The sequence below is a fragment of the Arenimonas fontis genome, assembly GCF_008386465.1.
Classification (GTDB): Bacteria; Pseudomonadota; Gammaproteobacteria; order Xanthomonadales; family Xanthomonadaceae; genus Arenimonas; species Arenimonas fontis.
The window spans coordinates 1-26,911 of record NZ_VUOD01000013.1 but is presented as its reverse complement, the minus strand read 5'-3'; the positions used below and the strand labels follow the sequence as shown (position 1 = coordinate 26,911).

Below are 26,911 nucleotides of genomic sequence, written 5' to 3'. Positions count from 1 at the left end.
GCCCAAGGAGAAACATGCGTCCGCTGATCGCCACCCTTTGCCTGCTGGTCGCCGCTGCGGGCGGGGCCGTCGGCCACCGCTGGCTGTCCGCGCCGCCAGACGCCGAAAGCCCGACCCCCGGCCGGGCCCGCGCCGCCCTGGACAGCGCCGCCGAACTGGCACTGCCGCGCGCCGCCCACGCCGCCCTGCCGGCGGAGGTGGACGGCCAGCCCCTGCCCTCCCTGGCCGACATGCTGGAACGGGTGACCCCGGCGGTGGTCAACATCTACACCCGCCAGGTGGTGCGGGTGCGGCATCCGCTGGAGGAGTTCTTCGGCATGCAGGGCGTGCCGCGGCAGCGGGTGCAGCAGTCACTGGGCTCGGGGGTGATCGTGGACGCCGAGCGCGGCCTGGTGCTGACCAACCACCACGTGATCGAGAACGCCGACGCCGTGTCGGTGACCCTGGCCGACGGCCGCACCTTCGAGGCCGAATTCATCGGCTCCGATCCCGATACCGACGTGGCGGTGATCCGGATCCCGGCCGAAAACCTGGTGGCGCTGCCGCTGGCCGATTCCAGCAAGCTGCGGGTGGGCGATTTCGTGGTCGCAGTGGGCAATCCCTTCGGGCTGGGGCAGACCGTCACCAGCGGCATCGTCTCGGCGGTGGGCCGCAGCGGTTTGCAGGGGCTTGGCTACCAGCACTTCATCCAGACCGACGCCTCGATCAACCCGGGCAACTCCGGCGGCGCGCTGGTGAACCTGCGCGGCGAGCTGGTCGGCATCAACACCGCCAGCTTCAATCCGCGTGGCAGCGCCGCCGGCAACATCGGCCTGGGTTTCGCCATCCCGGCCAACCTGGCCGACGAGGTCAAGCGCCAGCTGCTGGCCTACGGCGAGGTGCGGCGCGGCACCCTGGGACTGGACAGCGAAGACATGAACCCGCGCCTGGCCGAACACCTGGGTGTGCCGGCCGGGCAGCGCGGCGCCGTCGTGACGCGGGTCTACCGCGATTCCCCTGCCGAACAGGCCGGCGTGCGTCCGGGCGACCTCATCGTCGCCGCCAACGGCGAGCGCATCGATTCCGCCCAGGCCCTGCGCAACCTGGAAGGCCTGTTGCCGCTGGACGAGGTGGTGCGGCTGGACCTGCTGCGCGGCGAGCGCCGACTGCAGGTGCAGGCCAGGCTCAAGCCGCGCGCCACCGAAATCGACGGCGGTCGGATCGACGGCCGCCTCGCCGGCGCCACCCTGACCGAAGTGCCCGAGCGCTTCCGCCAGCGCGGCGTCACCGGCGTGATCGCCAGCAAGGTCGAGCCCGGCAGCCCGGCGGCGCTCGGCGGCTTGCGCGCCGGCGACCGCATCGCCCAGGTGAACCGCCGCGACGTCGAAAACCTGCAGGATTTCCGCGAGGCCCTGGCGCGCCCCCCACGCGACCTGGTGCTGAGCGTTGCCCGCGGCGGCCGCTTCGGCTACCTGATCATGCAGTGAGGGGTGGCGCGAAGGTGTAAGGTGGACCCGCCCCCCAGGAGGACACGCCCATGAGCCCCACCCCCGAGGACGCCAGCCACCTGTCCAAGGCCCGCGAGCACCTGAAGGAAGGCGCCGCCGAGGCCAGGGCCGAGCTGGACGAACGCCTGGAAGGCCTGCTCGACCAGGGCCGCGGCCTGCTCAGCCAGGCCGAGCTGCTGATCCGCGAGAAGCCGCTGGCGGCCTTCGGCATCGCCTTCGCTGCCGGCTACCTGATCGCCGCCCTGACCCGCCGCCGCTGAGTCGTGGAGGAACCCCGGCAGACACCGGAACCGGCCGGCCCGCTGGGCCAGGATGCCCGGGCCGTGCTGCAGGCGGCCCGGGAGACCGCCGGCGCGTGGTCGGAGGCGCTGCGGGCACTGCACGGCTTGTTCCTGGCCGAACTGGACCTGGCGCGCGCCGCCCTGTTGCGCAGCCTCTGGCTGGCCGCGCTGGCGCTGGGCCTGACCGTCGCCACCTGCCTGCTCCTGATCGTCCTGGCCGTGCTCGGGCTGCAGGCGCTGGGCCTGCCCTGGACCGCTTCGGTGGCCTTCTGCCTGCTGGCCAGTGCCCTGCTCACCGGCCTGACCGTGTGGCGCCTGCTGCGGACCCTGCGCCTGGCCCGCTTCGAAGCCACCCGCCGGCAGCTGGCGCGTGGCCGGACGGCCACGGAGTCCGGCCGGCCGCCGGAGGAGCCCCCGGCATGAGGCTTTCCACCGCCCGCGCCGCCGTCGCCGCCGCCGAAGCCGAATGCCGGCGTGCCCGGACCCGGGCCGAGCACTCCTGGGCCGGCCTGCGCAGCGAACTGGGCCGTGCCGCCACGCCCGGCCGCATCGTCGTCGGCGGCCTGGGCCTGGGCTTCGTGGCCGGCAAGGCCGGCCCCGAGGCCGTGGGCGCCGCCAGGCTGGCCGGGCCGATGTTCGAACTGCTCGGCCAGACCCTGCTGCCCGGCCTGATGGCCGGGCTGGCCGCTGCCACCGCCGACCTGGGCGAAGACGGCGGCGAAGAGGACGGGGAGTCCGCACCTGACCCGGACGAAGACGCGACCGAGGAAGCGGACGGCTGCCCCGGCGAGGGCACGGCCGGGGACGCGGACCGGGACGCCGGCGACAGCGGGCGCCGCCGCCCGCGTTGACGCGGCCGGCGGGAACGCAGCGGTAGAATCGCCGGGTGAACAGCCTGCCGCGCGCGCTCAGCCTCGATCTCGACGACACCCTCTGGCCGATCTGGCCGGCCATCGAGCGGGCCGAACAGGCCCTGGACGCCTTCCTGCGCCGGCATTGCCCGCGCACCGCCGCCCGTTTCCCGGTCGCGAAGATGCGCGAGCTACGGGCAAGGGTAGCGGCCGAACAGCCGCACATCGCCCACGATTTCACCCGCCAGCGCCTGGTGTCGCTGGAATGGGCCCTGTGCGAGGCCGGCGACGATGTGGCGATGGCCCGGGCCGCCTTCGATGTCTTCTACGAGGCGCGCAACCGGGTGGAGTTCTACCCGGATGCGCTGGACGCGCTGGAAAGGCTGGCGGCACGCGCGCCGGTGGCGGCCCTGACCAATGGCAACGCCGACCTGGCCCGGATCGGCATCCAGGGGCATTTCCGCGCCTACGTAAGCGCCCGGGACACGGGCGTGGCCAAGCCCGAGCCACCGATCTTCCTGGCCGCCTGCGAACGCCTGGGCGCCGCGCCGCACGAGGTGCTGCACGTCGGCGATGACCCGCACCTGGACGTCGCCGGCGCGCGCCGGGCCGGCCTGCGCACCTGCTGGATCAACCGCGGCAACGCCCACTGGCCGCGCGAACTGCCGCGGCCCGACCTCGAATTCGGTACGCTGGCCGGCCTGGCCGACTGGCTGGAGCGCCATACGCTTTCGCCGGACCAACCGCTGTCCCTGGAGACCCGATGAGCCTGCCCGACTGTTTCGCCCGCCCCGGGGACGCGCCCGGGGCCCTGCCCCTGGTGCTGCTGGACCGGGCCGGCCTGGCCGCCTGGTCGGCCGGGCAGCCGGAAGCGGTACGGACCTGGCTTCAGGCCTGCGGCTTCGACGGCCAGCCCGGCGCGCCGCTGCTGGTGCCGGGCGCCGACGGCCGGCCCGCCTTCGCCCTGGCCGGCATCGGCGACGTCGCCGATCCGCTGTCGGTGGCGCACCTGCCCAGCCAGCTGCCTCCGGGCAACTACCGGCTCGACCCGGGCTCGCCGCTGCGGCCCGACCCGGGCCGGCTGCTGTTGGGCTGGGGTCTGGGCGGATACCGCTTCCGCCGCTACCTCGGCGACAGGGACCGCGCACCGGCGCGACTGCTGCCGGAACCGGTCGCGGCCGACTCCGAGGCCGCCGCCGTGCTGGCCGCTTGCCTGCGCGTGCGCGACCTGGTGAACACGCCGACCGAGCACATGGGCCCGGACGAACTGGAAGCCACCGCCCTGGAGATCGCCCGCACGCACGGCGCCCGGGCGCGCGTGTTCCGCGGCGACGAACTGCTGGCGAACGGCTTCCCTGCCATCCATGCGGTCGGCCGCGCCAGCCACCGGGCGCCGCGCCTGCTTGAACTGGAATGGGGCGAGCCCGGCCACCCGCGCCTGGCGCTGGTCGGCAAGGGCGTGTGCTTCGACACCGGCGGCCTGGACCTGAAGCCGGCCGAGGGCATGCGCAACATGAAAAAGGACATGGGCGGCGCCGCCCACGCCCTGGCCCTGGCGGAACTGGTCATGACCCGGCGCCTGCCGGTGCACCTGCAGTTGCTGCTGCCACTGGTGGAAAACGCGGTCGGCCCGAACGCCTTCCGGCCCGGCGAGGTGCTGGCCACCCGCAAGGGCATCAGCGTCGAGGTGGACAACACCGATGCCGAAGGCCGGCTGGTGCTCTGCGACGCCCTGGCCTACGCCGCCGAATCCGCGCCGGACCTGCTGCTGGACTTCGCCACCCTCACTGGCGCGGCCCGCATCGCCCTGGGCCCGGACCTGCCGGCCCTGTACAGCAACGACGACGGCGTGGCCCAGGCCTGGCTGGCCGCCGGCGATGCCGAACGCGACCCGCTCTGGCGCATGCCGCTATGGCGCCCGTATCTCACCTACCTGCGTTCCGGCATCGCCGACCTGGCCAATTCCGGCGCCTCGCGCATGGCCGGCAGCATCACCGCCGCCCTGTTCCTCGACCGTTTCGTGCCCGAGGGGCAGACCTGGGCTCACGTGGACGTGTACGCCTGGAACGACAGCGACCGCCCCGGCAAGCCGGCCGGCGGCGAGGCCCAGGGCCTGCGCGCGGCCTTCGCCATGCTCAAGGCGCGTTACCCGACGGGCTGAGCCGTCGGCAGGACGTTTGTCACGCCGTCCCGCTGAGGACCGTCACTGTCCGCAAAAGGTTGCTTCCGGCACCTTGGTCCTCACCGGGCCCCGGGTACACTGGCCGCCCGCGAGAGAACCCGAGGAATCGCCAGGATGACGGCTCCGTCCGACCTGATCAGCCAGCTCCGCATCGATCGCGAGCGCCAGCCCGCTTCGCCGCCGTCCGGCCGGCACTGGCGCTGGATCGCGCCGACGGTGCTGGTGCTGGCCGCGCTGGCGCTGTTCCTGTTCACCCGCGAACCGGCCCGCGAGGTACGTGTGGCCACCGCCGAACTGCTGAGCGCCGAAAGCGGCGGCCCGGCCGCGACCTCGGTGCTGGACGCCTCCGGCTACGTCACCGCCCGCCGCATCGCCACCGTGTCCTCGAAGATCACCGGCAAGGTGGTCGAGGTGCTGATCGAGGAAGGCCAGGTGGTGCGCGAAGGCGAAGTGGTGGCCAGGCTCGAGGCCACCGATGCCCTGGCCCAGCGCGAGCTGTCGGCGGCCCAGTTGGCCGCCGCCCGCAGCGAAGTCGCCCGCGCCGAGGCGCAGCTGCGCCTGGCCGAGCAGACCCTGGCCCGCACCAGCGAGCTGGCCGGCCGCCAGCTGGTGGCGCAGTCCGCGCTCGACCAGGCCCGGGCCGAGCGCGACGCCCTGGCCGCCCAGCTCGAAGCCGCACGCCGCAACGTGCAGGTGGCGTCCGAGGCCCTGGACCTGGCCGAGATCGGCGTGGACAACACCATCGTGCGCGCGCCCTTCGACGGCGTGGTGACGGTGAAGGCGGCGCAGCCGGGCGAGATGATCTCGCCGATCTCCGCCGGCGGCGGCTTCACCCGCACCGGCATCGGCACCATCGTGGACATGGACTCGCTGGAGATCCAGGTGGACGTGAACGAGGCCAGCATAGGCCGCGTCCGCGCCGGCCAGAAGGTCGAGGCGGTGCTGAACGCCTACCCGGACTGGAAGGTCCCGGCCGAGGTCATCGCCATCGTGCCGACCGCCGACCGCAGCAAGGCCACGGTCAAGGTGCGCATCGCCTTCCTCGAGCGCGATCCGCGCATCGTCCCGGACATGGGCGTGCGGGTGTCCTTCCTCGGGGAAACCCCGGCCGTGGCCGATGGCGCGCCGGTGGTGCCGGGCGTGACGGTGCCGGCCGAGGCCGTCACCAGCCGCGACGGCCGTACCGTCGCCTTCGTGGTCAAGGACGGGCGCGCGCAGCTGCGTCAGATCGAGTCCGGCGAGGCCCGCGACGGCCGCCGCCGGGTCGGCCGCGGCCTGGCCGCCGGCGAACGGGTGGTGCTGTCGCCACCTGCGGAACTGGCCGACGGCGACGCCGTCACCGTGATCGAGTGATCTTCCCCTTTCCCTTTCCAGCGCGACAAGAGAGGCCCCCGATGTCCGAGCCCCTGGTCCAGATCCGCCAACTCACCAAGCACTACACCCGCGGCAAGCAGAAGGTCGAGGTGCTGCACGGTATCGACCTCGACATCGAGCGTGGCGCCTTTCTCGCCCTGATGGGCCCTTCGGGCTCGGGCAAGACCACCCTGCTGAACCTGATCGGCGGCCTGGACACGCCCACCGCCGGCAGCGTCAGCGTGGACGGCAAGCGCATCGACCAGCTCAAGGCCGGCGAGCTGGCGCGCTGGCGCGCCGAGCACGTCGGCTTCGTGTTCCAGTTCTACAACCTGCTGCCGGTGCTGAGCGCGCAAAAGAACGTCGAGTTGCCGCTGCTGCTGCGCAAGATGGGCGGCGCCGAACGGGCCCGCCGCGCACAGGTGGCGCTGAGCCTGGTCGGCCTGGCCGACCGCGCCGGACACAAGCCCAGCGAGCTCTCCGGCGGCCAGGAACAGCGCGTGGCCATCGCCCGCGCCCTGGTGACCGACCCCACCCTGCTGGTCTGCGACGAGCCGACCGGCGACCTCGACCGCAAGACCGCCGACGAGATCCTCGGCCTGCTGCAGGTGCTCAACCGCGAGCACGGAAAAACCATCATCATGGTCACCCACGACCCCAAGGCCGCCGAGTACGCCGCCCGCACCGTGCACCTGGACAAGGGTCTGCTGGTGGACGCGGCTCCGGTCCATTGAGGAGCGGCCGCCATGACACGGACCGGATTCGTCCTCGCCAACCTGTTCCACCGCAAGACCCGTACCGGCCTGACCCTGCTGTCGGTGGTGGCGGCCTTCGTGCTGTTCGGCCTGCTGCAGGCCCTGAACCTGGTGTTCAGCGCCGGCGCCGACTTCGTCGGCGCGACCCGGCTGGTGGTGCAGTCGCGGGTGTCCTTCACCCAGTCGCTGCCGCTGCGCATGGTCCCGGAGATGGATGCCATCCCCGGCGTGCAGGCGGTGATGTTCCAGCAGTGGTTCGGCGCCAAGTTCCGCGAGGACACCCAGATCTTCGCCTTCGTGGTGGAGCCCGAGCGCCTGCACAAGGTCTATCCGGAATGGGTGATGCCGGAAGAACAGTGGCGAGCCTTCAGGGACACCCGTACCGGCATGATTGCCGGCCGCCTGCTGGCCGACAAGTACGGCTGGAAGGTCGGCGACAAGATCCCGCTGCAGTCCACCATCTTCCCGCAGAAGGACGGCAGCAAGGACTGGACCTTCGACCTGGTCGGCATCTACGACGGCGTGGACGAACAGTGGCAGCGGCAGACCGCCGGCGGCATGTACGTCAACCATGCCTATTTCAAGGAGGCGGCGCAGTTCGGCGGCGGCCTGGCCGGCATCTTCGTGCTGCGGCTGGAGGACCCGGACATGGCCGAGTCCATCGCCACCCTGGTGGACAAACGCTACGAGAACTCGCCGGACGAGACCAAGACCCAGACCGAAAAGGACTTCAACGTCGGCTTCGTCAAGCAGCTCGGCGACATCGGCCTGATCGTGCGCTGGATCCTGTTCGCGGTGTTCTTCACCCTGCTGCTGGTGGTGGGCAACACCATGGCCCAGAGCGTGCGCGAGCGCATCCCGCAGCTGGCGGTGCTCAAGACCCTGGGCTTCACCGACAACGCCGTGCTCGGGCTGGTGCTGGCCGAGACCTTTGCCCTGTGCGCGATCGGCGGCCTGGTCGGCCTGGGCCTGGCCACGCTGCTGGGCATCCTGGTGGCGCAGGCGGCCGGACCGATGCTGCCGATCGCCATCGAGGGCCGGGTCTGGCTGGCCGGGCTGGCGGCGATCGTGCTGCTCAGCCTGGCCGTCGGCCTGCTGCCGGCGCTGCGCGCGCGCCGGCTGCGCATCGTCGACGCGCTGGCCGGCCGCTGAGGAGGAACCGACATGCTGGGACAGATATTCGCCATCACCGGCCTGAACCTGCGCAGCCTGCCGCAGCGCTGGGGCCCTTCCCTGGTCATCGTCATCGGCCTGGCCGGCGTGGTGGCCGTGTTCACCGCCCTGCTGGCCATGGCCCAGGGTTTCGCCAGCACGCTGCGCGAGGCCGGACGCGAGGACAACGCCCTGGTCATGCGCGGCGGCTCCGGCGCCGAGCTCAACTCCGGCCTGGGTGGCGACGCCGTCAACCTGATCAGGCTGGCGCCCGGCATCCGCAAGGGCGAGGACGGCGAGCCGCTGGCCGCCGGCGAGCTGATCGTGATCGCCGAGCTGTTCAAGAAGGGCGAGACGGTCAACGGCGCCAACGTCACCCTGCGCGGGGTCGAGGCCGCGTCGTTCGCCCTGCGGCCGCAGCTGCGCATCGTCGAGGGCAGGCGGTTCAAGGAGGGCCTGCGCGAGATCATCGTCGGCGCCGGCGTCGCCCGGCAGTTCGAAGGCGTGGCCCTGGGACAGGTGCTGCGCATGCGTGGCTCGGACTGGACCGTGGTCGGCGTGTTCGAGGCCGGCGATGCCAACGACAGCGAGATGTGGGCCGACCTGGGCGCCGCGCAATCGGCCTTCGGCCGCGGCAACTCGGTGTCGGCGGTGCGGGTGGGCCTGGAATCGCCCGAGGCCATCGAAACCCTGCGCACCGCCCTGGCCGCCGACCCGCGCCTGAGCACCGAAGTACTGCAGGAGCGCGCCTACTACAATTCGCAGACCCAGCAGTTCCGCGCCATGGTGACGGTGCTGGCCGGCGTGGTGACGCTGATCATGGCCCTGGGCGCGATCTTCGCTGCGCTCAACACCATGTACGCGGCCGTGGCCACCCGCACCCGCGAGATCGCCACGCTGCGGGCGATCGGCTTCGGCGGCTTCCCGGTGCTGGTCTCGGTGATGGTGGAGGCGGTGGTGCTGGCCCTGATCGGCGGCCTGCTCGGCGCCTTCCTGGCCTGGGCCCTGTTCGACAACCTGTCGGTGTCCACCCTGGGCCAGAGCTTCACCCAGGTGGTGTTCGCCTTCCAGGTCAGCCTGGGCCTGGTGCTGGCCGGCCTGGTGATCGCCGTGGTGATCGGCTTCATCGGCGGCCTGCTGCCGGCGGTGCGCGCGGCGCGCGTGCCGGTGACGACGGCGCTGCGCACGCAATGAGGCTTGCCCCTGACGCCACGGCCTGGCGCCGTGGTGTCGGGCCGGCACCACACCGTTGCATTCGGCGGCATGGATTCCGGCGGATAATCGCCTGCCCGCCGGAGCCTTCCCGTGACCCCCAGCCAACCCTCCCTCGACCGCCAGGGCCTGGCCGCGGCCATTGCCGCCTACGCGCTCTGGGGCGTGTTCCCGCTGTACTGGTACCTGCTGCGGCACGTGCCGGCGCTGGAGATCATCGCTCACCGCATCGTCTGGTGCGCGCTGTTCGTCGCCGGCTGGCTGTTCCTGCGCGAGGGGCCGGGCTGGCTGCGGGCGGCGCTGCGCCCGGGCGTCGGCCGCATGCTGCTGGTCTCCAGCGTGCTGATCAGCGGCAACTGGGGCCTGTACATCTGGGCGGTGACGCACGGCCACGTGGTCGAGTCCAGCCTGGGCTATTTCATCAATCCGCTGGTGAACGTGCTGCTGGGCGTGCTGGTGCTGCGCGAGCGGCTCAACCGGGCGCAGTGGACGGCGGTGGCGGTGGCCGGCGCCGGCGTGCTGTGGCTGGCCATCCAGCACGGGCAACCGCCGTGGATCGCCCTGGCCCTGGCCTTCAGCTTCGCCTTCTACGGCCTGATCCGGAAGGTGGCCAACGTGGACGCGGTACCGGGCCTGGCCATCGAGAGCCTGCTGATGCTGCTGCCGGCCCTAGGCCTGCTGGGCTGGATGCATGCGCAGGGCACGGCGCGTTTCCTCGGCGGCCAGCCCGGTAGCGACGCCCTGCTGATGCTCGGCGGCGTGCTGACGGCGCTGCCACTGATCGGCTTCGCCTTCGGCGCTCGCCGCATCCCCTACTCTCTGGTCGGCATCCTGCAGTACATCGCGCCCAGCCTGCAGCTGATCTGCGGCGTGCTGTTGCTGGGCGAGCCGTTCAGTGCCGTCCAGGCGGTCGGCTTCGGCTGCATCTGGCTGGCCCTGCTCATCTATGCCGGCGACGGCCTGCGCCGGGCCCGGCAGCGGCCGCTGCCGGTGCAGGACATCGCGGCGGAAACCGTGCCGGCCTGCGACGGCGCGGCGCCGCCGCCGGAGAACGAGCCGGCGCGTTGAGCCTGCCGACGATCCGTCCCGAGGATCCGTCGCCGGATCCGCCGGGCCTCAGCCGACCCGCGCCTTCGCCCGGCTGATGATCAATACACCGGCCAGGATCACCACCATGGCGCCGACGGCCTGCGCGCCAACCCGTTCCTGCATCAGCCAGGCGCCCAGCAACACCGCGATCGGCGGGTTGACGTAGGCATAGCTGGTGGCCAGGGCCGGGCGCACGTGGTGCAGCAGCCAGACATAGGCGCTGAAGGCCAGGATCGAACCGAACACGGCCAGATAGGCAACCGCCAGAGTGGCGCTGGGCGGCGGCACCTCGCCGATGCGTTCGCCCAGGCCCAGGCCCAGCACGGTCATGGCGACGCCGCCGCACAGCATCTGCGCCGCCGTGCTCATGAACGGGCCGGGCAGGTCGCGGCCGCGGCTCCAGATCGAGCCCCAGGCCCAGGCGACGGGTGCCACCAGCAGCGCCAGCAGGCCGACCGGGCTGGCGTTCAGCTCGCTGCCGATGTTCAGCCAGACCACGCCCAGGAATCCCACCGCCAGGCCCAGCCATTCCAGGCGGCCCGGGTGCTGGCCGCGCAAGGCGCCGAACAGGCCGGCCCATAGCGGCATCGAGGCCACCGCCACGGCGGCCAGGCCCGAGGACACGGTCTGTTCTGCCACGTTCACCAGGCCGTTGCCCAGCAGCATCATCAGCAGACCCATCACGGCCGCATTGCGCCACTGCGCACGGGTGGGCGCGGCATGGCCGCGCCAGCGCAGGAAGGCGTAGAAGACGGCGCCGGCGGCGACGAAGCGCAGGCCTCCCATCAGGAAAGGCGGATAGCCTTCCAGGCCGACACGGATCGCCAGGTAGGTGGAGCCCCAGACCAGGTAGACCGAGGCAAGCGCGGCCGCCACCGCCCACGGGGACGGCGCGACGGACGAAGCGGCAGGAGTCATGCGTGGCGGGCGGCTCCCTCGCGCGTAGGTTCGCGCCCGGCTTCACGGGCCAGAAGTTCGCGTTTGCGCGGCAGGCCCCAGCGGTAGCCCCCCAGGCTGCCGTCGCTGCGGATGACGCGGTGGCAGGGCACCAGCACCGCCACCCGGTTGCCGGCGCAGGCACGGGCGACGGCGCGGACCGCGCGCGGCTGGCCGAGTTCGGCGGCGATCTCGGCGTAACTGCGGGTCTGGCCAGGCGGAATCCGCATCAGGGCCTGCCACACGCGCTGCTGGAACGCGGTGCCGACCAGTTCCACCGGCACCGAAGCACGGCGTTGGGCCAGGGCCTGGGCGACGGCGCGCACACGCGGCGCCAGGAATTCGTCGCGACCGGCGTCCACCCGCTGCAAGCGGGCGCGCGGAAACTCGGCCTGCAGTCGCGCCGCCAGCTCCCCTTCGCTGTCGCCCAGCAGCACCGCGCAGACGCCACGCTCGGTCACCGCCACCAGGGCCAGGCCCAGGGCGGTGTCCACCAGCGACCAGCGGATCTCCATGCCTTCACCGCCGCGACGGTAGGCCAGCGGCGCCATGCCCAGGCGGGCGGCGCCGTCCTCGTAGACGCGGCTAGGCGAGCCGTAGCCGGCTTCGTACACGGCGCGGGTGACCTCGCTGCCGGCGCGCAGTTCGCGCTTGAAGGCCTGCAGCCGGCGTTGGGCCCGGTACTCCGCCGGGCTCAGGCCGTATTGGGCGCGGAAACGCCGCTGCAGATGCGAGGGACTCAGGCCGACCGCCCGGCCCAGGCCGGCCAGGTCCATGTCGTCCCGGTCGAGCAGGCAGCGGGCGCGTTCGAGGCGGGGATCGGGGGTGTTTTCCATGGTGGCAGGCTAATCGCCGCCGATGCGCCGGGCTATCCGGATCTTGCGACGCCGCTCACTCCGCCCAGACCCGGGGCTGGCGGGTCAGGGGCAGCACCTGGGCGGTGAGCTGACGGTCGGCTTCCAGCAGGTCCAGGGCGTCGGCCAGGATGGCGGCTGCCTCCCGCAGCAGCGGATCCGGCCGGGCCTTGGCCGCCTCCTCGCGCCGGGCCTGTTCCAGCACGCTGCGTTCGGACTCGTTCAGGCCGTCGTCGGCCTGGGCCAGGGCGTCGGCGTCCAGACCGGCAGCCTTGCGCTCGGCCTGGCGCTGCTGGCGCTTGGCTTCGAGCTGATCGCGCTCCTTGCGCCGTTCGTCCTCGTTGAGCGAGAGCGTCTTGCGCGCGCGCTCGGCCCGGTAGCTGGCCACATCCTCGGCCCACCACCGGTATTCCAGGTCGTCGGCGACCCTGGCCTCGTGGTTGGCCCGCAGCTGCGGCGCCAGGGCGGCCAGGTTGCCCAGGCTGGGGTGCGCCGCGCGGGCGATGCGGGTGGCCGGCAGGGCATTGTCGTAGGTGCTCTCGCCGAACTCGCTGGCATCCAGGGTGACCGGGAACTGCAGGTCCGGGGTGACGCCCGCATGCTGGGTGGTGCCGCCTTCGATACGGAAGAACTGCGCCACCGTCAGCTTGACCTGACCCAGCTTGACGTCGTCCTTGCGCGGGAAGCGGTCCAGATCGATCAGGCTCTGTACCGTGCCCTTGCCGAAGGTGGGCTCGCCGATGATCAGGCCGCGGCCGTAGTCCTGAATGGCGGCGGCGAAGATCTCCGAGGCCGAAGCCGAACTGCGGTTGACCAGTACGGCCAGCGGGCCGGACCAGGCCACGCCCGGCTCCTTGTCCGACTCGACACTGACCCGGCCGCCGGCCTCGCGTACCTGCACGACCGGGCCGCTGTCGATGAACAGGCCGGTCAGCTCCACGGCCTCCAGCAGGGAGCCGCCACCGTTGTCGCGCAGATCCACCACCACACCGTCCACGCCCTCGGCGCGCAGCTCGCGCAACAGCCGGGCCACGTCGCTGGTGGCCGAGCGGGCCTCGGGATCGCCGCGGCGACGCGCCTCGAAATCGGTGTAGAAGGTCGGCAGCTCGATCACGCCGATGCGGCGCCCGCCGACGTCGATGACCCGCTTCTGCGCGGCCTGCTGCTCCAGCTTGACCTTGTCGCGGACGATGGCTATCTGGCGCGGCCTGGCGTCCACGCCGGCTTCGGCCGGCAGCACGTCCAGGCGCACCATCGTGCCCTTCTTGCCGCGGATCAGCGCCACCACGTCGTCGATGCGCCAGCCGACCACGTCCACCATCGCCCCGTCCCTGCCCTGGCCGACCGCGACCACCCGGTCGCCGACCTTGAGTCGGCCGCCGTTGGCGGCCGGGCCGCCCGGGACGATGGTGCGCACCACCACGAATTCGTCCTGACGCTGCAGCACGGCGCCGATGCCTTCCAGCGACAGCCGCATCTGCATGTTGAAGTTCTCGGCCGTGCGCGGCGACATGTAGCTGGTGTGCGGGTCTATGGCGCCGGCATAGGCGTTCATGTAGTTCTCGAACACATCGTCGGCGCGAAGCTCGTGCACGCGCTCGGCGATGCCGGCGTAACGCTTGTCCAGGGTGGCGCGGATCTGTTCGTCGTCGCGGCCGGCCAGCTTCAGGCGCAGGGCGTCGTTCTTGACGTACTTGGCCCAGAGCGCATCCAGCTCGGCGGAATCGGCCGCCCAGTCGGCATCCTTGCGGTCGTAGTGCCAGGTCTCGTCGCCGCTGAAGTCGAAGGGCCGCTTCAGCAGCTCCCGGGCATGGGCGATGCGCTCGTCAACCCGCTGCACGTAGGTGGCGAAGATGTCGTAGGCCGGCTCCAGCTGCTGCTGGCGGATGGCCTCGTCGTGGCGGTTGCGGTAGGCCTCGAAGCGGGCGATGTCGGCGCGGGTGAAGAACAACTTCTGGCCGTCCAGCGACTCCAGGTAGCGGCGGTGGATGTCGGCCGACAGAACGTCGTCCAGGGGCTTGGGCCGGTACACGTAGCGGCTGTCGGACAGGATGCCGTAGACCCAGCGGGCGGCCGCCACCTGCTCGGGCCCGGGCTGGAACCCGACCGCCGCCGGCTCGGTCCGGGCCGGCGCGGAGCCGGCCGCCGCCAGGCCCAGGGCCAGCGGCAGGACGGCGGTGAAGGCGATCAGCTTGTGCTTGAGCATGGTGCGGTCCGTGGGTTCAGGGGCCCAGCTTGCGCCCGGAGTCCGGCCCCGGGCCTGTGCCGATGGTGGGGGCTTTCCGGGAGCATATCCTCGCCGCCGTTCAGGCGGGATCGGCGACGTAACCGGCTTCAGCCGCCATTCGGTCCGCATGGTAGGACGAACGGACCATCGGGCCGGAGGCCACGTGCGTGAAACCCATGTCGAGCCCGGCGCGCTCCAGCTCCTTGAATTCCTCCGGGGTCCAGTAACGCATCACCGGGTGATGGTGCGGGCTGGGCTGCAGGTACTGGCCGATGGTGATCATGTCCACCTCGTGCGCGCGCAGGTCACGCAGGGTGGCCAGCACCTGCTCCTTGGTCTCGCCCAGGCCGAGCATGATGCCGCTCTTGGTCGGCACCTCCGGATGCTGGGCCTTGAAGCGCTTGAGCAGGGTCAGCGACCACTGGTAGTCGGCGCCCGGCCGCACGTTCGGGTACAGCTCGGGCACCGTCTCGAGGTTGTGGTTGAACACGTCCGGCGGCGCCTGCGCCAGGATCTCCAGGGCCCGGTCCATGCGGCCCTTGCCGCGGAAGTCGGGCGTCAGGATCTCGATCTTCAGCGAGGGCGACAGCGCCCGCGCCGCGCGGATGCAGTCCACGAAATGCTGAGCGCCGCCGTCGCGCAGGTCGTCCCTGTCCACCGAGGTGATGACCACGTAGCGCAGGCCCATGTCGGCGATGGTGCGGGCCAGGTTGGCCGGCTCCTGCGGATCCGGCGGCCGGGGCCGGCCGTGGGCGACGTCGCAGAAGCTGCAGCGGCGGGTGCAGACCTCGCCCAGGATCATGAAGGTGGCGGTGCCATGGCCGAAACATTCATGGATGTTCGGGCAGCTCGCCTCCTCGCAGACCGTGACCAGGCGGTTCTCGCGCAGCTTGGCCTTGAGCTTCTGCACGGCGTTGCCGGAGGGAATGCGCACCCGGATCCAGCCGGGCTTGCGCAGCACGGGCGCATTCTCGTCGAACCTCACCGGGCTGCGGGCGATCTTGTCTGCGGCCACCTGCTTCTGCCCCTCGGCCAGCGGCGAGCCCAGCACCTGCAGCGGGATGGTCTTGGCGGGATCGGACATGGCGGCGCTCAGGGAGAAAGCCCGGGCGGCTCCGGCGAAAACCGGGCCTGCAGGCCAAGCTGGCGGGACAGGGCGGCGACCAGGACGGGCTTGACCGCGGCCAGGTCGCCAGGGCCGCCCAAGTCTAGCACCGAGGTCACCTCCAGCCCCCGGTAGCCGCAGGGGTTGATGCGCCGGAACGGTTCCAGGTCCATGCCGATGTTGAAGGCCAGACCGTGGAAACTGCAGCCGCGCCGCACCCGCAGGCCCAGGGCCATGACCTTGGCGCCGTCCACGTAGATGCCGGGCGCGCCCTCGCGGCGCTCGCCGCGGATGCCGTAAGCGGCCAGGACCTCGATTACGGCCTGCTCGATCCGGCAAACCAGCTCGCGCACGCCCAGGCCGAGCCGGCGCAGGTCCAGCATCGGGTAGGCGACGATCTGGCCCGGGCCGTGGTAGGTGACCTGGCCGCCGCGGTCCACCGGGATCACCGGAATGTCGCCCGGGGCCAGCACGTGTTCGGCCTTGCCGGCCTGGCCGAGGGTGAACACCGGCTCGTGCTCGACTAGCCAGAGCTCGTCGGGGGTGTCGGGGCCACGCGCGTCGGTGAAGCGCTGCATGGCCCGCCAGACCGGCTCGTAGGCCTGGCGTCCGAGCTCACGCACGATCCAGGCGCGGCCCGCGGCCTGGGGCGCGGCAGGCGCCGGGCAGGCTACGGCGCTCACAGAGTCCACCGCACCGCCGGGTGGTTGCGCAGGGCGCCGTGAGCGGCGTCGTAGTCCTCGCGCGAGTGCGCCTCGAACACCACCGTCACCGAGACGTAATTACCCTTGGCCGAGGGCCGGATCCGGGTGCGGTCGCGGTAGACGGTCAGGCCCAGGGCCTCCAGCACCGCCGGCACCACCGCCTGCAGTTCGGCCTCGACCGCGCCCATCGCGCTGAGCTCGAACACGCCCGGAAACTGGAAGCCGTGCTCGGGATTGTCGGAATGGATGGCCATGGCCGGCATTATCCCCCGGTGCCGGTCCCGGCCCAAGCGCGGCCGGGGCAACGGCGCGTCCCGGCCGCAACCACGTCCGTCACTCGCTTTCCCACCACAGCCAGAAGTCGTCGCTCAGACGCTTGAGGAAGCCACCCTCGGGCACCTCCTCCAGGGCCACCAGCGGCCGCTCGGCCAGCACCTCGCCGTCCAGGCTCAGGCGCAGCACGCCGATGGTCTGGCCCCGGGCGATCGGCGCGCTGAGCTGGCGCGGCACGTCCATGCTCGGCTTGAGCTCGCCGTAGCGGCCGCGCGGCAGCGTCACCCGCAGCGGTTCGGCCACGCCCAGGCCCACCTGGTCGGCCTCGCCGCGCCAGACCCTGTGTTCGGCGACCTCGGTGCCAGGTTCGTAGACCGTGTGGGTTTCGTAGAAGCGGAAGCCCCAGTTGAGCAGGGCCAGGTTGCCTTCCTCGCGCAGGCGGAAGCCGTCGCGGCGATTGTCGGCGTGCACGCCCAGCACCACGGAGATCAGGCGCTGGCCGTTGCGTTCGGCCGAGGCGGCCAGGCAATAGCCGGCGGCAGAGGTGTGGCCGGTCTTCAGGCCATCCACGCTGGCGTCCTTCCACAGCAGGCCGTTGCGGTTCCATTGCTGGATGCCGTTGAAGCTGAACTCCTTGATCCGGTAAAGCGCGTAGTGCTCCGGATAACGCGCTATCAACGCCCGCGAGAGGGTGGCGATGTCGCGCGCGGTCATCACATGGCCCGGCGCGGACAGGCCGTGCGAATTCTCGAAGTGGCTGCCGGTCATGCCCAGCTCGGCGGCATGCCGGTTCATCAGGTCCACGAAGGCGGCCTCGCTGCCGGCCACGTGCTCGGCCAGGGCGATGGCGGCATCGTTGCCGGACTGGATGACCAGGCCATGCAGGATGTCGTCCAGTTTCACCTGCGAGCCCACCGGCAGCGCGCTGAAGCTGCCGTCGGTGCCGGCGCCGCCCTGGCGCCAGGCGTTTTCGCTGATATTGACCATGTCCTCCGCGGACACGCGGCCGGCGGCCATCTCGGCGGCCACCACGTAGGAGGTCATCACCTTGGTGATGCTGGCCGGCTCCAGCGGCTCGTCGATGTTCTGGCCGGCCAGCACCTGGCCGGTGGCGTGGTCCATCAGGATCCAGGCCTTGGCGCCCTGCGGCACCGGCGCCTCGGGGATGGCGGTCGGCGCGGCCGGCTGGGCGGGCGCCGGCACAGGCGCCGGGGTCTGGGCCAGGGCGGCATCGGCCAGCAGGGCCAGGACGAGCGGGAACAGGCGGGTCGAACGCATGGGGCAGAACTCCGGGGCGGGGCCGGCCGGGGGCCGACCTGTCGGGTGAAACACGGGAAGGCCTAGAGGTTAGGCCTCATTCGCTGAACACTCTCGGGCTGGGCAGGCCCAGCGCCACCACGGCGCGCGCGACTTCCTCGGCGGCGGCGGCGGCCAGCGGCCCTACGCGCACACGCCACAGCTTGCGGCCGTCCACACGCACGCCGTCCACTTCCACGCCGCGGATGCCGGCGTCCTGAAGCCGCCGCGCGACCCGGCGGGCATTGTCCTTGTCGCCGTAGGCGCCGACCTGGACGATCCGGCGACCATCGCCGGCCGCGTCCGCGGTCAACACGGGCGGCCCGCCGTCCCCCGGGCTGAGCGCGCGCACTTCGACCCGGGCGGTGCCGGCGCGGTCCAGACCCAGGCGCACCGCCGCGGCGTAGCTGAGGTCGATGATGCGGCCGTCGTGGAAGGGGCCGCGATCGTTCACCCGCACCACGACGCTGCGACCGTTCTCCAGGTTGGTGACCCGCACATAGCTTGGCAGCGGCAGGGTCCGGTGCGCGGCGCTGAAGCTGCACATGTCATAGGGCTCGCGGCTGGAGGTCAGCCGGCCATGAAACTTCTGCCCGTACCAGGAGGCGACGCCGCGTTCGACGTAACCATCGGCGCTGTCGAGCACGCGATAGCTCCGGCCCAGCACGGTGTACGGCGAGCGGTTGCCATAGGCGGCACGCGGCTCGTGGCGCGGTTCCGGCTCGGGGATGCCGCTGACGTCGAGCGGATGTTCGGGGGCGCTGTCGCGCACGCCCGGAGCGTACAGGCCGCCGGCGGTGTAGTCCTCGTCGCGATGCTCCCGCACCTGCACGCAGGCCGGCGGCACCACCGGGGCGGGCGCCGCCGCCTCCGCCGCCATCCGGCGCGGGACGTCCGCTGCCGGCTCCTGCGCCATCGGCGGCCTGCTGGCCTGGCGACCGCCACAGGCTGCCAGCAGGATCACCAGCAGCACGCCGGTCGCCCACTTCATGGCGCGAGGGCCGCCTCCCGGGCCGCGGCGATCTCGCGCGAGAGCTGGTAAACCGCCAGCGCGTACATCGGCGAACGGTTGTAACGGGTGATCACGTAGAAGTTGCGGAAGCCCAGCCAGTGCTCGACGCCGGCGTCGCCCTCCAGCGTGACCAGGGTGGCGGGCCGATCCTCGCCCAGGGCCTGCGCGGGCCGGAACCCGGCCTCGCCCAGCTCGGCCAGGCTGTAGCGCGCTTCCAGGCCGTCCGGCTGGAAGCGGGCGCCTTCTCCGGCCACCGCCGGCATCGCCACCGGCGCGCCGGGCTCCCAGCCATGGGCGACGAAATAGTTGGCCACCGAGGCGAATACGTCGGGCAGGGAACGGAACAGGTCGCGGCGTCCGTCGCCGTCGCCGTCGCGGGCGTAGGCGCGGTAGCTTGAGGGCATGAACTGGCCCCAGCCCATCGCGCCGGCGTAGCTGCCGCGCAGGCTGGCCAGGTCCAGGCCCTCCTCGTCCGCCAGCCGCATCACCTGGGCCAGTTCGTCCCGGAAAAAGGCGCCGCGCCGGCGCTCGCGCTCGACCTGTTCGGGCTTGCCGCTGGCCGGATAGAAGAAGCCTAGCGTGTACAGCGCGTCCAGCACCGGGTAGCTGCCGGTGATGCTGCCATAGCTGGTTTCCACGCCGAGGATGGCGACGATCATCTCGGCCGGCACGCCGGTGTCGGCCTCCACCTTCGCCAGCGCCTCCCGGTGCCGGGCCAGGAACAGGCGGCCGTCGGCGATGCGTTTGCCGGTGAGGAAGATCGGCCGGTAGTCCTTCCAGGGCTTCACTGCCTCGGCCGGTCGGGCCATGGCGTCGACGATGGACTGCCGGTAGCTGGCCCGGGCCAGCCAGGCCTCCACTTCCCCGGCCGGCAGGCCGTACTTGCCGGTGGCCTGGGCCAGGAACTCGGCCCGGAGGCCGGGATCCGGGACCGGTCCGCTTTGCCCGAAGGCCGGGCCGGCCAGCAACGACAGGAAGGGCAGGAGGAGACGGAAACGGATACCGGGCATGGCGTCTGGACAGGCGGAAACGCCGCCAATCTACCACGCCGGAGCCGGCCGGCCGCGGCGCTCAACCCATGAACTTGCGGTGCGCGTACACCGACATGACCATGCCGAAGCCGGCCAGCAGGGTCACCGCCGAGGTGCCGCCGAAGCTGAGCAGGGGCATCGGTACGCCGACCACCGGCAGCAGGCCGGCCACCATGCCGCCGTTGACGATCACGTAGACCGAAAACGCCAGAGCCAGTGCGCCGGCCAGCAGGCGCGAATAGCCGTCGCGCGCCTGCGCCGCCATCCACAGGCAGCGGCCGATGACGAACAGGTACAGGGCCAACACCGTGACCACGCCGATCCAGCCCCATTCCTCGGCCAGCACGGAGAACACGAAGTCGGTGGTGTGCTCGGGCAGGAAATCCAGATGCGATTGGCTGCCCTGGCCCCAGCCCTTGCCGGCAAGCCCGCCGGAGCCGATCGCGATCTTGGACTGGATGATGTTCCAGCCGGCGCCCAGCGGGTCCGACTCCGGATCCAGGAAGGTGAGGATGCGATCGCGCTGGTAGGGCATCAGGAAGTTCCAGGCCACCGGCAGCGCCGCCAGGCCCAGGCCAACGAACAGGCCGATGCGCCACCAGGCCATGCCGGCCAGGAATACCGCGAACACACCCGAAGCGGCGACCAGCATGCCGGTGCCCAGATCCGGCTGCAGCACCACCATGCCCACCGGCAGGCCGATGATGCCGGCGCATACCGCCAGCGCACCCCAGCGTGGCGGCAGCACCACCGAGTGCAGGTACCAGGCCAGCATCATCGGCACGCTCAGCTTCAGCAGCTCGCCCGGCTGAAGGTAGAACAGCCCGAGGTTCAGCCAGAGGTTGGCGCTGCGCCCGGAACCGAACACGAACACCAACGACAACAGCGCCAGGCTGCCGGCATAGGCCAGGGGCGTCCAGAGCCGCAGTTTCGCCGGCGGAATCCGCGAAATCAGCACCAGCGCCGCAAGACCGAGCCCGAAACGCGCGCCCTGCGACAGCACCAGTCGCGCATTGCCCTCGGAGGCGCTGGACAGCACCACCAGGCTGATCGCCATCAATGCCAGCAGGGCCAGCAACAGCGGCAGGTCCAGCCTGTCGGTGAGGCGGGCCGCAAGATCGCGCAGCCAGCGCAGGAAGGCCATCATGGCGGCGACTCCTCCGGCGGCGACAGCCAGGCATCGAGAATGCGCCGGGCCACCGGCGCCGCCGCCCGCGAACCCGAACCGCCGTGCTCGACCAGGACGGCCACGGCGATGGTCGGGGCGTCGGCTGGCGCGAAGGCGATCGTCCAGGCCTGATGCCGCAGGTGGTAGGGCAGTTCGTTCGGGTCGGTGCGTTCGTCGCCGCGCCTGCTGGTGCGCTGGACGGTACCGGTCTTGGCAGCGATACGGTAGGCCGCGCCGGCGCCGATGGCGCGGGCGGTGCCGGTGGGTCCGTGCACCACCGCCACCATACCGTCGATCACCGGCGCCAGATGCCTCGGGTCGTCCACCACCCGCACGCCGGGCGGTTGCGGCTCCGGCACGCGCGGCTGGTCGAAACCGGACTGGCTGGCCCTGACCAGGTGCAATCGGTGCCGCACGCCGCCGTTGGCCAACGCCGCCGTGGCCTGGGCCAGCTGCAGCGGCGTGGTCACCCAGTAGCCTTGGCCGATGGCGGCGTTGACGGTGTCGCCGGGGTACCAGGGCTGGTTCAGCTGACGCCGCTTCCAGTCGCGCGAGGGACGCACCCCGGCCAGTTCGCCGGCCAGGTCGATGCCGGTGGGATGGCCGAAACCGAACCGGTCGAACCACGCATCCATGCGGTCCACGCCCATTTCCACCGCCAGCTCGAAGTAGTAACTGTTCACCGACTGCGCCAGCGACTCGCGCAGGTCCACCCTGCCGTGGCCACCGGGCCGCCAGTCGCGGTAGCCGCGGCTCTGGCCCGGCAGGAAGAACTCGCCGGTGGAGAACGTGGTGTCCTCCGGCCTGCGCAGGCCCAGCTCGAGACCGGCCAGGGCCATGAACGGCTTGATGGTGGAACCGGGCGGGAAGCCGCCCAGTACGTTGCGATTGAACAGCGGCCGGGCCGGACCCTGCAGCGCCTGCCAGTCCCTGTGGCTGATGCCGGTGACGAACAGGTTGGGGTCGTAGCCGGGCAGGCTGACCATCCCCAGGATTTCGCCGGTGCGCGGATCCACCGCCACCGCCGCGCCGTGCTGCCCCTCGAAGGCATCCACCATGGCCTGCTGCAGGCGTGCATCCACACTCAGATGAAGGTCGGTGCCCGGTCGGGCGCCGTGCCGGCGCAGCACACCCAAGGCGCGGCCCTCGACGTTGGTTTCCACTTCTTCGTAGCCGATCTCGCCGCGCAGGCGTTCTTCGTAGTAGCGCTCGATGCCGGCCTTGCCGATATGGGTGCGGGCGCTGTCGCGGCTGTCCCCCATCGCCTCCAGATCGGCGGCATCCACCCGCCCGACGTAGCCGATGACATGCGAAAACAGTTCGCCGTAGGGGTAGCGGCGGATCAGGTAGGGCACCACTTCGACGCCGGGGAAGCGGTGCCGGTTCACCGCCAGCCGCGATAGTTCGCCTTCGGTCAGGCGCAGTTTCAGCGGGATCGGCCGGAAGGCGCGGGTGGCACGCCGGGTGTCGTGGAAGCGGGCGATCTCTTCCTCGTCCAGGGCCACCAGCTGCGCGAGGTCCCGCAAGGTGGCGTCGAGGTCGCCGGCCTGCTCGGGCACGATCTCGAGCCGATATGCGGGCACGTTGTCGGCCAGCAGGCGACCGTTGCGATCGTAGATCAGGCCGCGCGCCGGGACGATCGGCCGGGGTTTGATGCGATTGGCCTCGGAGCGCAACCGGTACTCCTCGTGCTGCAGGACCTGCAGGCGGAAATAGCCGGCCGCCAGGCCGATCATCGCCAGCGCGACCAGCGCCGCCGCCACCGCGGCGCGACGCCGGAACTGTTCGGCTTCCGCGCGCAGGTTCTTCAGGCGTTGCCGGCGGAAGGAAAGCATGGCTCAGCCGCTGCGCTCGCGCTGGCGCAGCCGCAGTTCGTCCAGCAGCAGGAACAGCCAGGGCCAGATGGCGAAACCCAGCAGCGGCGATATCCAGGTGGCCCAGTGCGCCGGGGCCTGACCAGCCGACAGTTGGATCGCCAAGGCGACCAGGCGATCGTTGAGCAGCAAGGCCGTCACGGCCGCCGCCTGCTGCCAGAGCGGGAAGAAGCGCAGGCGGGCGCGGAAGCGCTGCACCAGGAAGGCCAGGATCACCAGCCGCATTGCCTGTTCGCCCAGCAAGGTGCCGGAAACCAGGTCGGCGGCAAGGCCGGCCAGGAAGGCCGTGCCCAGGCCCACCCGCTCCGGCAGCTCCAGCTGCCAGTACACCAGCAGCAAGGCCAGCAGGTAGGGGCGCGCCAGATCCATGCCCGCCGGCAGCGGCAGCACCATCGCAAGCAGGCCCAGGAACAGGCTGCCGTACAGGATCCAGGGGGACACCGCGCGATTCATGGCCGGCGCCCCCCGCCGCCGGGTCCGGGCGGATCGGCGGCGGCGCCCGGAGCGGTACGGGCGGGCGACGCGCTGGCATCGCCCTCGTCGGCCGGCGGGTTCACGGGCGCCGGCACCGGCGGGCCGTCGTCCACGCCCTCCAGGGTATTGGCGACCAGCAACACCTCCACGCCCCGATCCAGACGCGCCGTCGGCCTGGCCTCGGCCAGCATGAACAGGCCGGATTCGTCGGGCCGCACCGATGCCACCACCGCCACCGGGAAGCCGGCCGGGAAGCGACCGCCGATGCCCGAGGTCACCAGCCGGTCGCCGACCCGGATGTCGGCGCTCTGGGGAATATTGGGCAGCAGCAGGCGGTCCGCCCGGCCGGTGCCAAACGCGATCAGGCGCAACCCGCTGCGCGCCACCTGCACCGGCACGGCGTGATCGGGGTCGGTGAGCAACAGCGCGGTGGCGGTACGCGGGCCGACCTCGATCACCTGCCCGAGTACGCCTCCGGCATCTATCATCGCCTGCCCGACGGCGACGCCGTCCCGCTCGCCGGCATCGAGCAGGATGCGTTGCCGGGCGGGATCCAGGTCCACGTCGAGGATGCCGACCAGACGGGCCTGCAGGCGGTAGCCGCGGGTGCCGCCGAGCAGCTCGCGCAAGCGCTGGTTCTCTTCCGCCACCGCCAGCAGCCGGTGCAGGCGGGCATTGCTCAGTTCCAGTTCCCGGCGCAGGCGGAGGTTCTCCTCGCGCAGGCCGGCACGGGTGACGAAGTTCTCGCGCAGCGCACGGGCGACGCGGCTGGGCGCCGAAGCCAACCACCAGACCGGCTCCGCCGCCAGCGACATCTGCGCCCGCGCCCTGGCGCCGAAGTCGCCGCGGCTGTCGGCCACCATCAGCACCAGGGCGATGGCCAGGTAGGCCAGCAGCGGCAGAGTGCCGGCGGCGCTGTCGCTCAGTCGGGGTGCTGGGTTGCCGGTGTAGGCCACGGCGTCATGGTGCCTGTCACTCGGCGGAGAAGAACTCGTTGCCGTGCATGTCGATCAGCTCCAGGGCCCGACCGCCGCCGCGGGCGACACAGGTGAGCGGATCGTCGGCAACGTGCACGTGCAGGCCGGTTTCCTCGGAGATCAGCTTGTCGAGATCGCGCAGCAGGGCGCCGCCGCCGCTGAGCACGATGCCGCGCTCGGCCACGTCGGCGCACAGTTCCGGCGGGGTCTGCTCCAGCGCCTGCTTGACCGCGCTGACGATGCCGCTGAGCGGTTCGTGCAGGGCCTCGAGCACTTCGTTGGAGTTGATGGTGATCATGCGCGGCACACCCTCGGCGAGGTTGCGGCCGGACACCTCGAATTCCTTGACCTGCGCTTGCGGGAAGGCGCAGCCGATCTCCAGCTTGATCCGCTCGGCGGTGGTTTCGCCGATCAGCGTTCCGTGGTTGCGCCGCACGTAGTTGATGATGGCTTCGTCGAAGCGGTCACCGCCGATGCGCACCGATTGCGAGTAGACGATGCCATTGAGCGAGATCACCGCGACTTCCGAGGTGCCGCCGCCGATGTCGATCACCATCGAGCCGCGCGCCTCGTCGACGGGGATGCCGGCACCGATCGCCGCGGCCATGGGTTCCTCGATCAGGTAGACCTCGCGGGCGCCCGCTTCCTCGGCCGATTCCTTGATGGCGCGCCGTTCGACCTGGGTCGAGCCGCAGGGAACGCAGATCAGCACGCGCGGGCTCGGCCGCAGGAAGCGCGAGCGGTGCACCTTCTTGATGAACTGCTTGAGCATCTCCTCGGTATGGGTGAAGTCGGCGATGACGCCGTCCTTCATCGGGCGATGCGTGGTGATGTTGCCGGGGGTGCGGCCGAGCATGCGCTTGGCCTCGGTGCCGACGGCAGCGACCTCGCGACCGGCGGGTCCGTGGCGCACGGCGACGACCGAGGGCTCGTTCAGGACGATGCCCTGGCCGCGAACGAAGATCAGCGTGTTGGCGGTGCCGAGGTCGATCGAAAGGTCGTTCGAGAACAGCCCGCGGAGGTACTTGAACATTCGGGAATCCCGCTTTGGGATGGGGTTCGGGGGCTGGCTAGCGTAACAACGCCGGACCGGCCCCACAAGGAAAATTCCCGGGAATTCCGTGCCTTCCGGCGCCCTGCCGGGGTACCATGCGCGGGTTTGCCCGGGCGGCCGGCCGCCCCCTACCCGAGGCCCATGCAATGACCTCAGCGCTTATCTGCGGATCCCTGGCCTACGACACCATCATGGTGTTCCCGGACCAGTTCAAGAACCACATCCTGCCGGACAAGGTCCATATCCTGAACGTCTCCTTCCTGGTTCCGCGCATGCGGCGCGAGTTCGGCGGCTGTGCCGGCAACATCGCCTACAACCTGAAGCTGCTGGGAGGGGAACCGGTTCCCATGGCCACGGTCGGTCAGGACTTCGGTCCGTACCGGGAGCACTTCGAGGCGTGCGGCATCCGCCTGGACCATGTCAAGGAAATCCCCGACCTCTACACCGCCCAGGCCTTCATCACCACCGACCTGGACGACAACCAGATCACGGCCTTCCACCCGGGCGCCATGATGCGGTCCTACGAGAACCATGTCCGGGACGTCCAGGGAATCGGCTTCGGCATCGTCGGTCCGGACGGTTACGAGGCGATGCTTCAGAATTGTCGGGAGTTCGCCGAACTTGGCATCCCGTTCATCTTCGATCCGGGCCAGGCCATGCCGCTCTTCAATGGCGGCGAGCTGCGCCAGATGATCGAGCAGGCCACCTACGTGACGGTCAACGACTACGAGTCGAACCTGCTGCAGGACCGCACCGGCCTGAGCGAGAAGGACATCGCCGGGCGGGTGCGGGCCTACATCATCACCCGCGGCCCCAAGGGTTCGGAGGTCCATACCCGGACCGGGGTGATGAACATCCCGGCGGCGACCGCCATGCGGGTGGTGGATCCGACCGGCTGCGGTGACGCCTACCGGGCCGGGCTGATCTTCGGCCTGATGAACGACATGGACATGGCCACCACCGGCCGGATCGCCTCGCTGATGGGCGCACTGAAGATCGAGCACCTGGGGCCGCAGAACCAGCGCTTCGACTACGAGGAATTCGCCGAGCAGTTCCGCCAGCAGTTCGGTTACGCCCTGCGCTGATGCATTCCCGCCGGCGCGTTCGCGCCGGTGCAACCCCGGGATTCCCGCAAGCCCGCATCCCGTGTGCGCGCCGCCGCGCGGCCGGCATGGGCGATGAGGCGGGCGGCGGGCGGCCCCTTGTCGGCGCCTGTCCGGCGGTTCCCGGCCACGTGCTCTGGCCGCCCATCCGCTCGATGGAACGCTCTGCCGGCGCTGGCGACGGCGGCAACGGCGCCGGGGTCCTGGCGCTGCCCGGGAGACGGCCAGCCTGGTTCCTGGTGGCGCGAACGGCGAGCTCATGTCCCCCCGGTGGGGCGGGGGCGGTGTCCGGCCCTGGGCCATCCCGGCCTGGCCGGGGCGGGTTCGGGCGGGGCAAGAAAAAACCCCCGCCGGGGCCGGCGGGGGTTTGGGGGTAAAGCCCCTGGCGATGACCTACTCTTGCATGGCATGGGCCACACTACCATTGGCGCGGCTGCGTTTCACTTCCGAGTTCGGGAAGG

The 26,911-nt window shown here is 71.4% G+C and carries 25 protein-coding genes, 1 rRNA gene and 1 pseudogene; 12 read left to right on the top strand and 15 right to left on the bottom strand.

Annotation, left to right across the window (positions count from 1 at the left end):
* Positions 1-14 precede the first annotated feature (14 nt).
* The 11 genes and pseudogenes from F0415_RS11675 to rarD form a co-directional block, all read left to right on the top strand.
* Positions 15-1,466 (top strand): Do family serine endopeptidase, encoded by a 1,452-nt coding sequence (locus F0415_RS11675; RefSeq protein ID WP_149861403.1) that lies wholly within the window; start codon positions 15-17, stop codon positions 1,464-1,466.
* 50 nt (positions 1,467-1,516) lie between these two features.
* Entirely contained in the window at positions 1,517-1,747 is a 231-nt protein-coding gene (locus tag F0415_RS11670; protein WP_149861402.1) for a DUF883 family protein, read from the top strand.
* Between the two features lie 63 nt (positions 1,748-1,810).
* Positions 1,811-2,191 carry a hypothetical protein gene (locus F0415_RS11665; protein WP_210244189.1) on the top strand — a complete coding sequence of 127 codons (381 nt, stop codon included), beginning with the start codon at positions 1,811-1,813 and terminating at the stop codon, positions 2,189-2,191.
* On the top strand, positions 2,188-2,619 hold the full coding sequence (locus F0415_RS11660) for a hypothetical protein (protein WP_149861400.1): 432 nt from the start codon (positions 2,188-2,190) through the stop codon (positions 2,617-2,619). Before F0415_RS11665 ends, F0415_RS11660 begins: the two co-directional genes overlap by 4 nt.
* 35 nt (positions 2,620-2,654) lie before the next feature.
* Positions 2,655-3,386, top strand: a complete 732-nt coding sequence (locus tag F0415_RS11655) for an HAD family hydrolase (protein ID WP_425457847.1) — start codon at positions 2,655-2,657, stop codon at positions 3,384-3,386.
* Positions 3,383-4,780: a leucyl aminopeptidase family protein gene (locus F0415_RS11650; RefSeq protein ID WP_149861399.1), complete on the top strand. Its 1,398-nt coding sequence runs from the start codon at positions 3,383-3,385 to the stop codon at positions 4,778-4,780. Before F0415_RS11655 ends, F0415_RS11650 begins: the two co-directional genes overlap by 4 nt.
* A gap of 135 nt (positions 4,781-4,915) precedes the next feature.
* The gene (locus tag F0415_RS11645; RefSeq protein WP_149861398.1) at positions 4,916-6,154 is read left to right on the top strand and encodes an efflux RND transporter periplasmic adaptor subunit; all 1,239 of its coding nucleotides are present in this window, start codon (positions 4,916-4,918) and stop codon (positions 6,152-6,154) included.
* A gap of 41 nt (positions 6,155-6,195) precedes the next feature.
* Positions 6,196-6,888 carry an ABC transporter ATP-binding protein gene (locus tag F0415_RS11640; protein WP_149861397.1) on the top strand — a complete coding sequence of 231 codons (693 nt, stop codon included), beginning with the start codon at positions 6,196-6,198 and terminating at the stop codon, positions 6,886-6,888.
* A gap of 12 nt (positions 6,889-6,900) precedes the next feature.
* Positions 6,901-8,061: an ABC transporter permease gene (locus F0415_RS11635; protein WP_149861396.1), complete on the top strand. Its 1,161-nt coding sequence runs from the start codon at positions 6,901-6,903 to the stop codon at positions 8,059-8,061.
* Positions 8,062-8,073: 12 nt separating this feature from the next.
* Positions 8,074-9,255 (top strand): ABC transporter permease, encoded by a 1,182-nt coding sequence (locus tag F0415_RS11630; RefSeq protein ID WP_149861395.1) that lies wholly within the window; start codon positions 8,074-8,076, stop codon positions 9,253-9,255.
* Positions 9,256-9,366: 111 nt separating this feature from the next.
* A pseudogene (gene rarD, locus F0415_RS11625) lies at positions 9,367-10,251 on the top strand (EamA family transporter RarD); the annotation flags it as partial.
* A 138-nt stretch (positions 10,252-10,389) separates the two neighbouring features.
* On the opposite strand, the gene yedA reads toward rarD, so the two are convergent.
* From yedA to F0415_RS11555, 14 genes are all read right to left on the bottom strand, one after another.
* Entirely contained in the window at positions 10,390-11,280 is an 891-nt protein-coding gene (yedA, locus tag F0415_RS11620; RefSeq protein ID WP_149861393.1) for a drug/metabolite exporter YedA, read from the bottom strand.
* Entirely contained in the window at positions 11,277-12,134 is an 858-nt protein-coding gene (locus tag F0415_RS11615; protein ID WP_149861392.1) for a methylated-DNA--[protein]-cysteine S-methyltransferase, read from the bottom strand. Before F0415_RS11615 ends, yedA begins: the two co-directional genes overlap by 4 nt.
* Positions 12,135-12,189: 55 nt before the next feature.
* The gene (locus F0415_RS11610) at positions 12,190-14,358 is read right to left on the bottom strand and encodes a carboxy terminal-processing peptidase (protein ID WP_149861391.1); all 2,169 of its coding nucleotides are present in this window, start codon (positions 14,356-14,358) and stop codon (positions 12,190-12,192) included.
* A 100-nt stretch (positions 14,359-14,458) separates the two neighbouring features.
* Positions 14,459-15,463, bottom strand: a complete 1,005-nt coding sequence (lipA, locus tag F0415_RS11605; RefSeq protein ID WP_149861390.1) for a lipoyl synthase — start codon at positions 15,461-15,463, stop codon at positions 14,459-14,461.
* Between the two features lie 8 nt (positions 15,464-15,471).
* Positions 15,472-16,176, bottom strand: a complete 705-nt coding sequence (gene lipB, locus F0415_RS11600) for a lipoyl(octanoyl) transferase LipB (protein ID WP_149861389.1) — start codon at positions 16,174-16,176, stop codon at positions 15,472-15,474.
* Positions 16,164-16,442: a DUF493 family protein gene (locus F0415_RS11595; protein WP_149861388.1), complete on the bottom strand. Its 279-nt coding sequence runs from the start codon at positions 16,440-16,442 to the stop codon at positions 16,164-16,166. Before F0415_RS11595 ends, lipB begins: the two co-directional genes overlap by 13 nt.
* Before the next feature lie 79 nt (positions 16,443-16,521).
* Positions 16,522-17,739 (bottom strand): D-alanyl-D-alanine carboxypeptidase family protein, encoded by a 1,218-nt coding sequence (locus F0415_RS11590; protein WP_149861387.1) that lies wholly within the window; start codon positions 17,737-17,739, stop codon positions 16,522-16,524.
* 76 nt (positions 17,740-17,815) lie between these two features.
* On the bottom strand, positions 17,816-18,748 hold the full coding sequence (locus tag F0415_RS12805) for a septal ring lytic transglycosylase RlpA family protein (RefSeq protein WP_149861386.1): 933 nt from the start codon (positions 18,746-18,748) through the stop codon (positions 17,816-17,818).
* Positions 18,745-19,779 carry a lytic murein transglycosylase B gene (mltB, locus tag F0415_RS11580; RefSeq protein ID WP_149861385.1) on the bottom strand — a complete coding sequence of 345 codons (1,035 nt, stop codon included), beginning with the start codon at positions 19,777-19,779 and terminating at the stop codon, positions 18,745-18,747. The genes F0415_RS12805 and mltB overlap by 4 nt, the downstream gene beginning before the upstream one ends.
* Before the next feature lie 61 nt (positions 19,780-19,840).
* Positions 19,841-20,947: a rod shape-determining protein RodA gene (rodA, locus tag F0415_RS11575; protein ID WP_149861384.1), complete on the bottom strand. Its 1,107-nt coding sequence runs from the start codon at positions 20,945-20,947 to the stop codon at positions 19,841-19,843.
* The gene (gene mrdA / locus F0415_RS11570; protein WP_149861383.1) at positions 20,944-22,803 is read right to left on the bottom strand and encodes a penicillin-binding protein 2; all 1,860 of its coding nucleotides are present in this window, start codon (positions 22,801-22,803) and stop codon (positions 20,944-20,946) included. The genes rodA and mrdA overlap by 4 nt, the downstream gene beginning before the upstream one ends.
* Before the next feature lie 3 nt (positions 22,804-22,806).
* Positions 22,807-23,295, bottom strand: a complete 489-nt coding sequence (gene mreD / locus F0415_RS11565; RefSeq protein ID WP_149861382.1) for a rod shape-determining protein MreD — start codon at positions 23,293-23,295, stop codon at positions 22,807-22,809.
* Positions 23,292-24,272 carry a rod shape-determining protein MreC gene (gene mreC / locus F0415_RS11560; protein WP_149861381.1) on the bottom strand — a complete coding sequence of 327 codons (981 nt, stop codon included), beginning with the start codon at positions 24,270-24,272 and terminating at the stop codon, positions 23,292-23,294. Before mreC ends, mreD begins: the two co-directional genes overlap by 4 nt.
* Before the next feature lie 16 nt (positions 24,273-24,288).
* Positions 24,289-25,326 carry a rod shape-determining protein gene (locus F0415_RS11555; protein ID WP_149861380.1) on the bottom strand — a complete coding sequence of 346 codons (1,038 nt, stop codon included), beginning with the start codon at positions 25,324-25,326 and terminating at the stop codon, positions 24,289-24,291.
* Positions 25,327-25,493: 167 nt separating this feature from the next.
* On the opposite strand from F0415_RS11555, the gene F0415_RS11550 reads away from it, so the two are divergent.
* Positions 25,494-26,432, top strand: coding sequence for a carbohydrate kinase family protein (locus F0415_RS11550; RefSeq protein WP_149861379.1), 939 nt, complete (start codon positions 25,494-25,496; stop codon positions 26,430-26,432).
* 398 nt (positions 26,433-26,830) lie between these two features.
* Here F0415_RS11550 and rrf read toward each other — a convergent pair.
* Positions 26,831-26,911: ribosomal RNA gene (rrf, locus tag F0415_RS12870) — 5S ribosomal RNA — on the bottom strand; the annotation flags it as partial.

Bases quoted from the DNA above. Each gene is read 5' to 3' on its own strand.
- F0415_RS11640 (WP_149861397.1), top strand. From the start codon at position 6,196: ATGTCCGAGCCCCTGGTCCAGATCCGCCAACTCACCAAGCACTACACC.
- F0415_RS11595 (WP_149861388.1), bottom strand. From the start codon at position 16,442: ATGGCCATCCATTCCGACAATCCCGAGCACGGCTTCCAGTTTCCGGGC.
- mrdA (WP_149861383.1), bottom strand. From the start codon at position 22,803: ATGCTTTCCTTCCGCCGGCAACGCCTGAAGAACCTGCGCGCGGAAGCC.
- mltB (WP_149861385.1), bottom strand. From the start codon at position 19,779: ATGCCCGGTATCCGTTTCCGTCTCCTCCTGCCCTTCCTGTCGTTGCTG.
- mreD (WP_149861382.1), bottom strand. From the start codon at position 23,295: ATGAATCGCGCGGTGTCCCCCTGGATCCTGTACGGCAGCCTGTTCCTG.
- F0415_RS11675 (WP_149861403.1), top strand. From the start codon at position 15: ATGCGTCCGCTGATCGCCACCCTTTGCCTGCTGGTCGCCGCTGCGGGC.
- F0415_RS11610 (WP_149861391.1), bottom strand. From the start codon at position 14,358: ATGCTCAAGCACAAGCTGATCGCCTTCACCGCCGTCCTGCCGCTGGCC.
- F0415_RS11645 (WP_149861398.1), top strand. From the start codon at position 4,916: ATGACGGCTCCGTCCGACCTGATCAGCCAGCTCCGCATCGATCGCGAG.
- F0415_RS11635 (WP_149861396.1), top strand. From the start codon at position 6,901: ATGACACGGACCGGATTCGTCCTCGCCAACCTGTTCCACCGCAAGACC.
- F0415_RS11660 (WP_149861400.1), top strand. From the start codon at position 2,188: ATGAGGCTTTCCACCGCCCGCGCCGCCGTCGCCGCCGCCGAAGCCGAA.
- rodA (WP_149861384.1), bottom strand. From the start codon at position 20,947: ATGATGGCCTTCCTGCGCTGGCTGCGCGATCTTGCGGCCCGCCTCACC.
- F0415_RS11550 (WP_149861379.1), top strand. From the start codon at position 25,494: ATGACCTCAGCGCTTATCTGCGGATCCCTGGCCTACGACACCATCATG.
- F0415_RS11590 (WP_149861387.1), bottom strand. From the start codon at position 17,739: ATGCGTTCGACCCGCCTGTTCCCGCTCGTCCTGGCCCTGCTGGCCGAT.
- F0415_RS11615 (WP_149861392.1), bottom strand. From the start codon at position 12,134: ATGGAAAACACCCCCGATCCCCGCCTCGAACGCGCCCGCTGCCTGCTC.
- F0415_RS11650 (WP_149861399.1), top strand. From the start codon at position 3,383: ATGAGCCTGCCCGACTGTTTCGCCCGCCCCGGGGACGCGCCCGGGGCC.
- lipA (WP_149861390.1), bottom strand. From the start codon at position 15,463: ATGTCCGATCCCGCCAAGACCATCCCGCTGCAGGTGCTGGGCTCGCCG.
- F0415_RS11670 (WP_149861402.1), top strand. From the start codon at position 1,517: ATGAGCCCCACCCCCGAGGACGCCAGCCACCTGTCCAAGGCCCGCGAG.
- F0415_RS11555 (WP_149861380.1), bottom strand. From the start codon at position 25,326: ATGTTCAAGTACCTCCGCGGGCTGTTCTCGAACGACCTTTCGATCGAC.
- yedA (WP_149861393.1), bottom strand. From the start codon at position 11,280: ATGACTCCTGCCGCTTCGTCCGTCGCGCCGTCCCCGTGGGCGGTGGCG.
- F0415_RS11630 (WP_149861395.1), top strand. From the start codon at position 8,074: ATGCTGGGACAGATATTCGCCATCACCGGCCTGAACCTGCGCAGCCTG.
- F0415_RS12805 (WP_149861386.1), bottom strand. From the start codon at position 18,748: ATGAAGTGGGCGACCGGCGTGCTGCTGGTGATCCTGCTGGCAGCCTGT.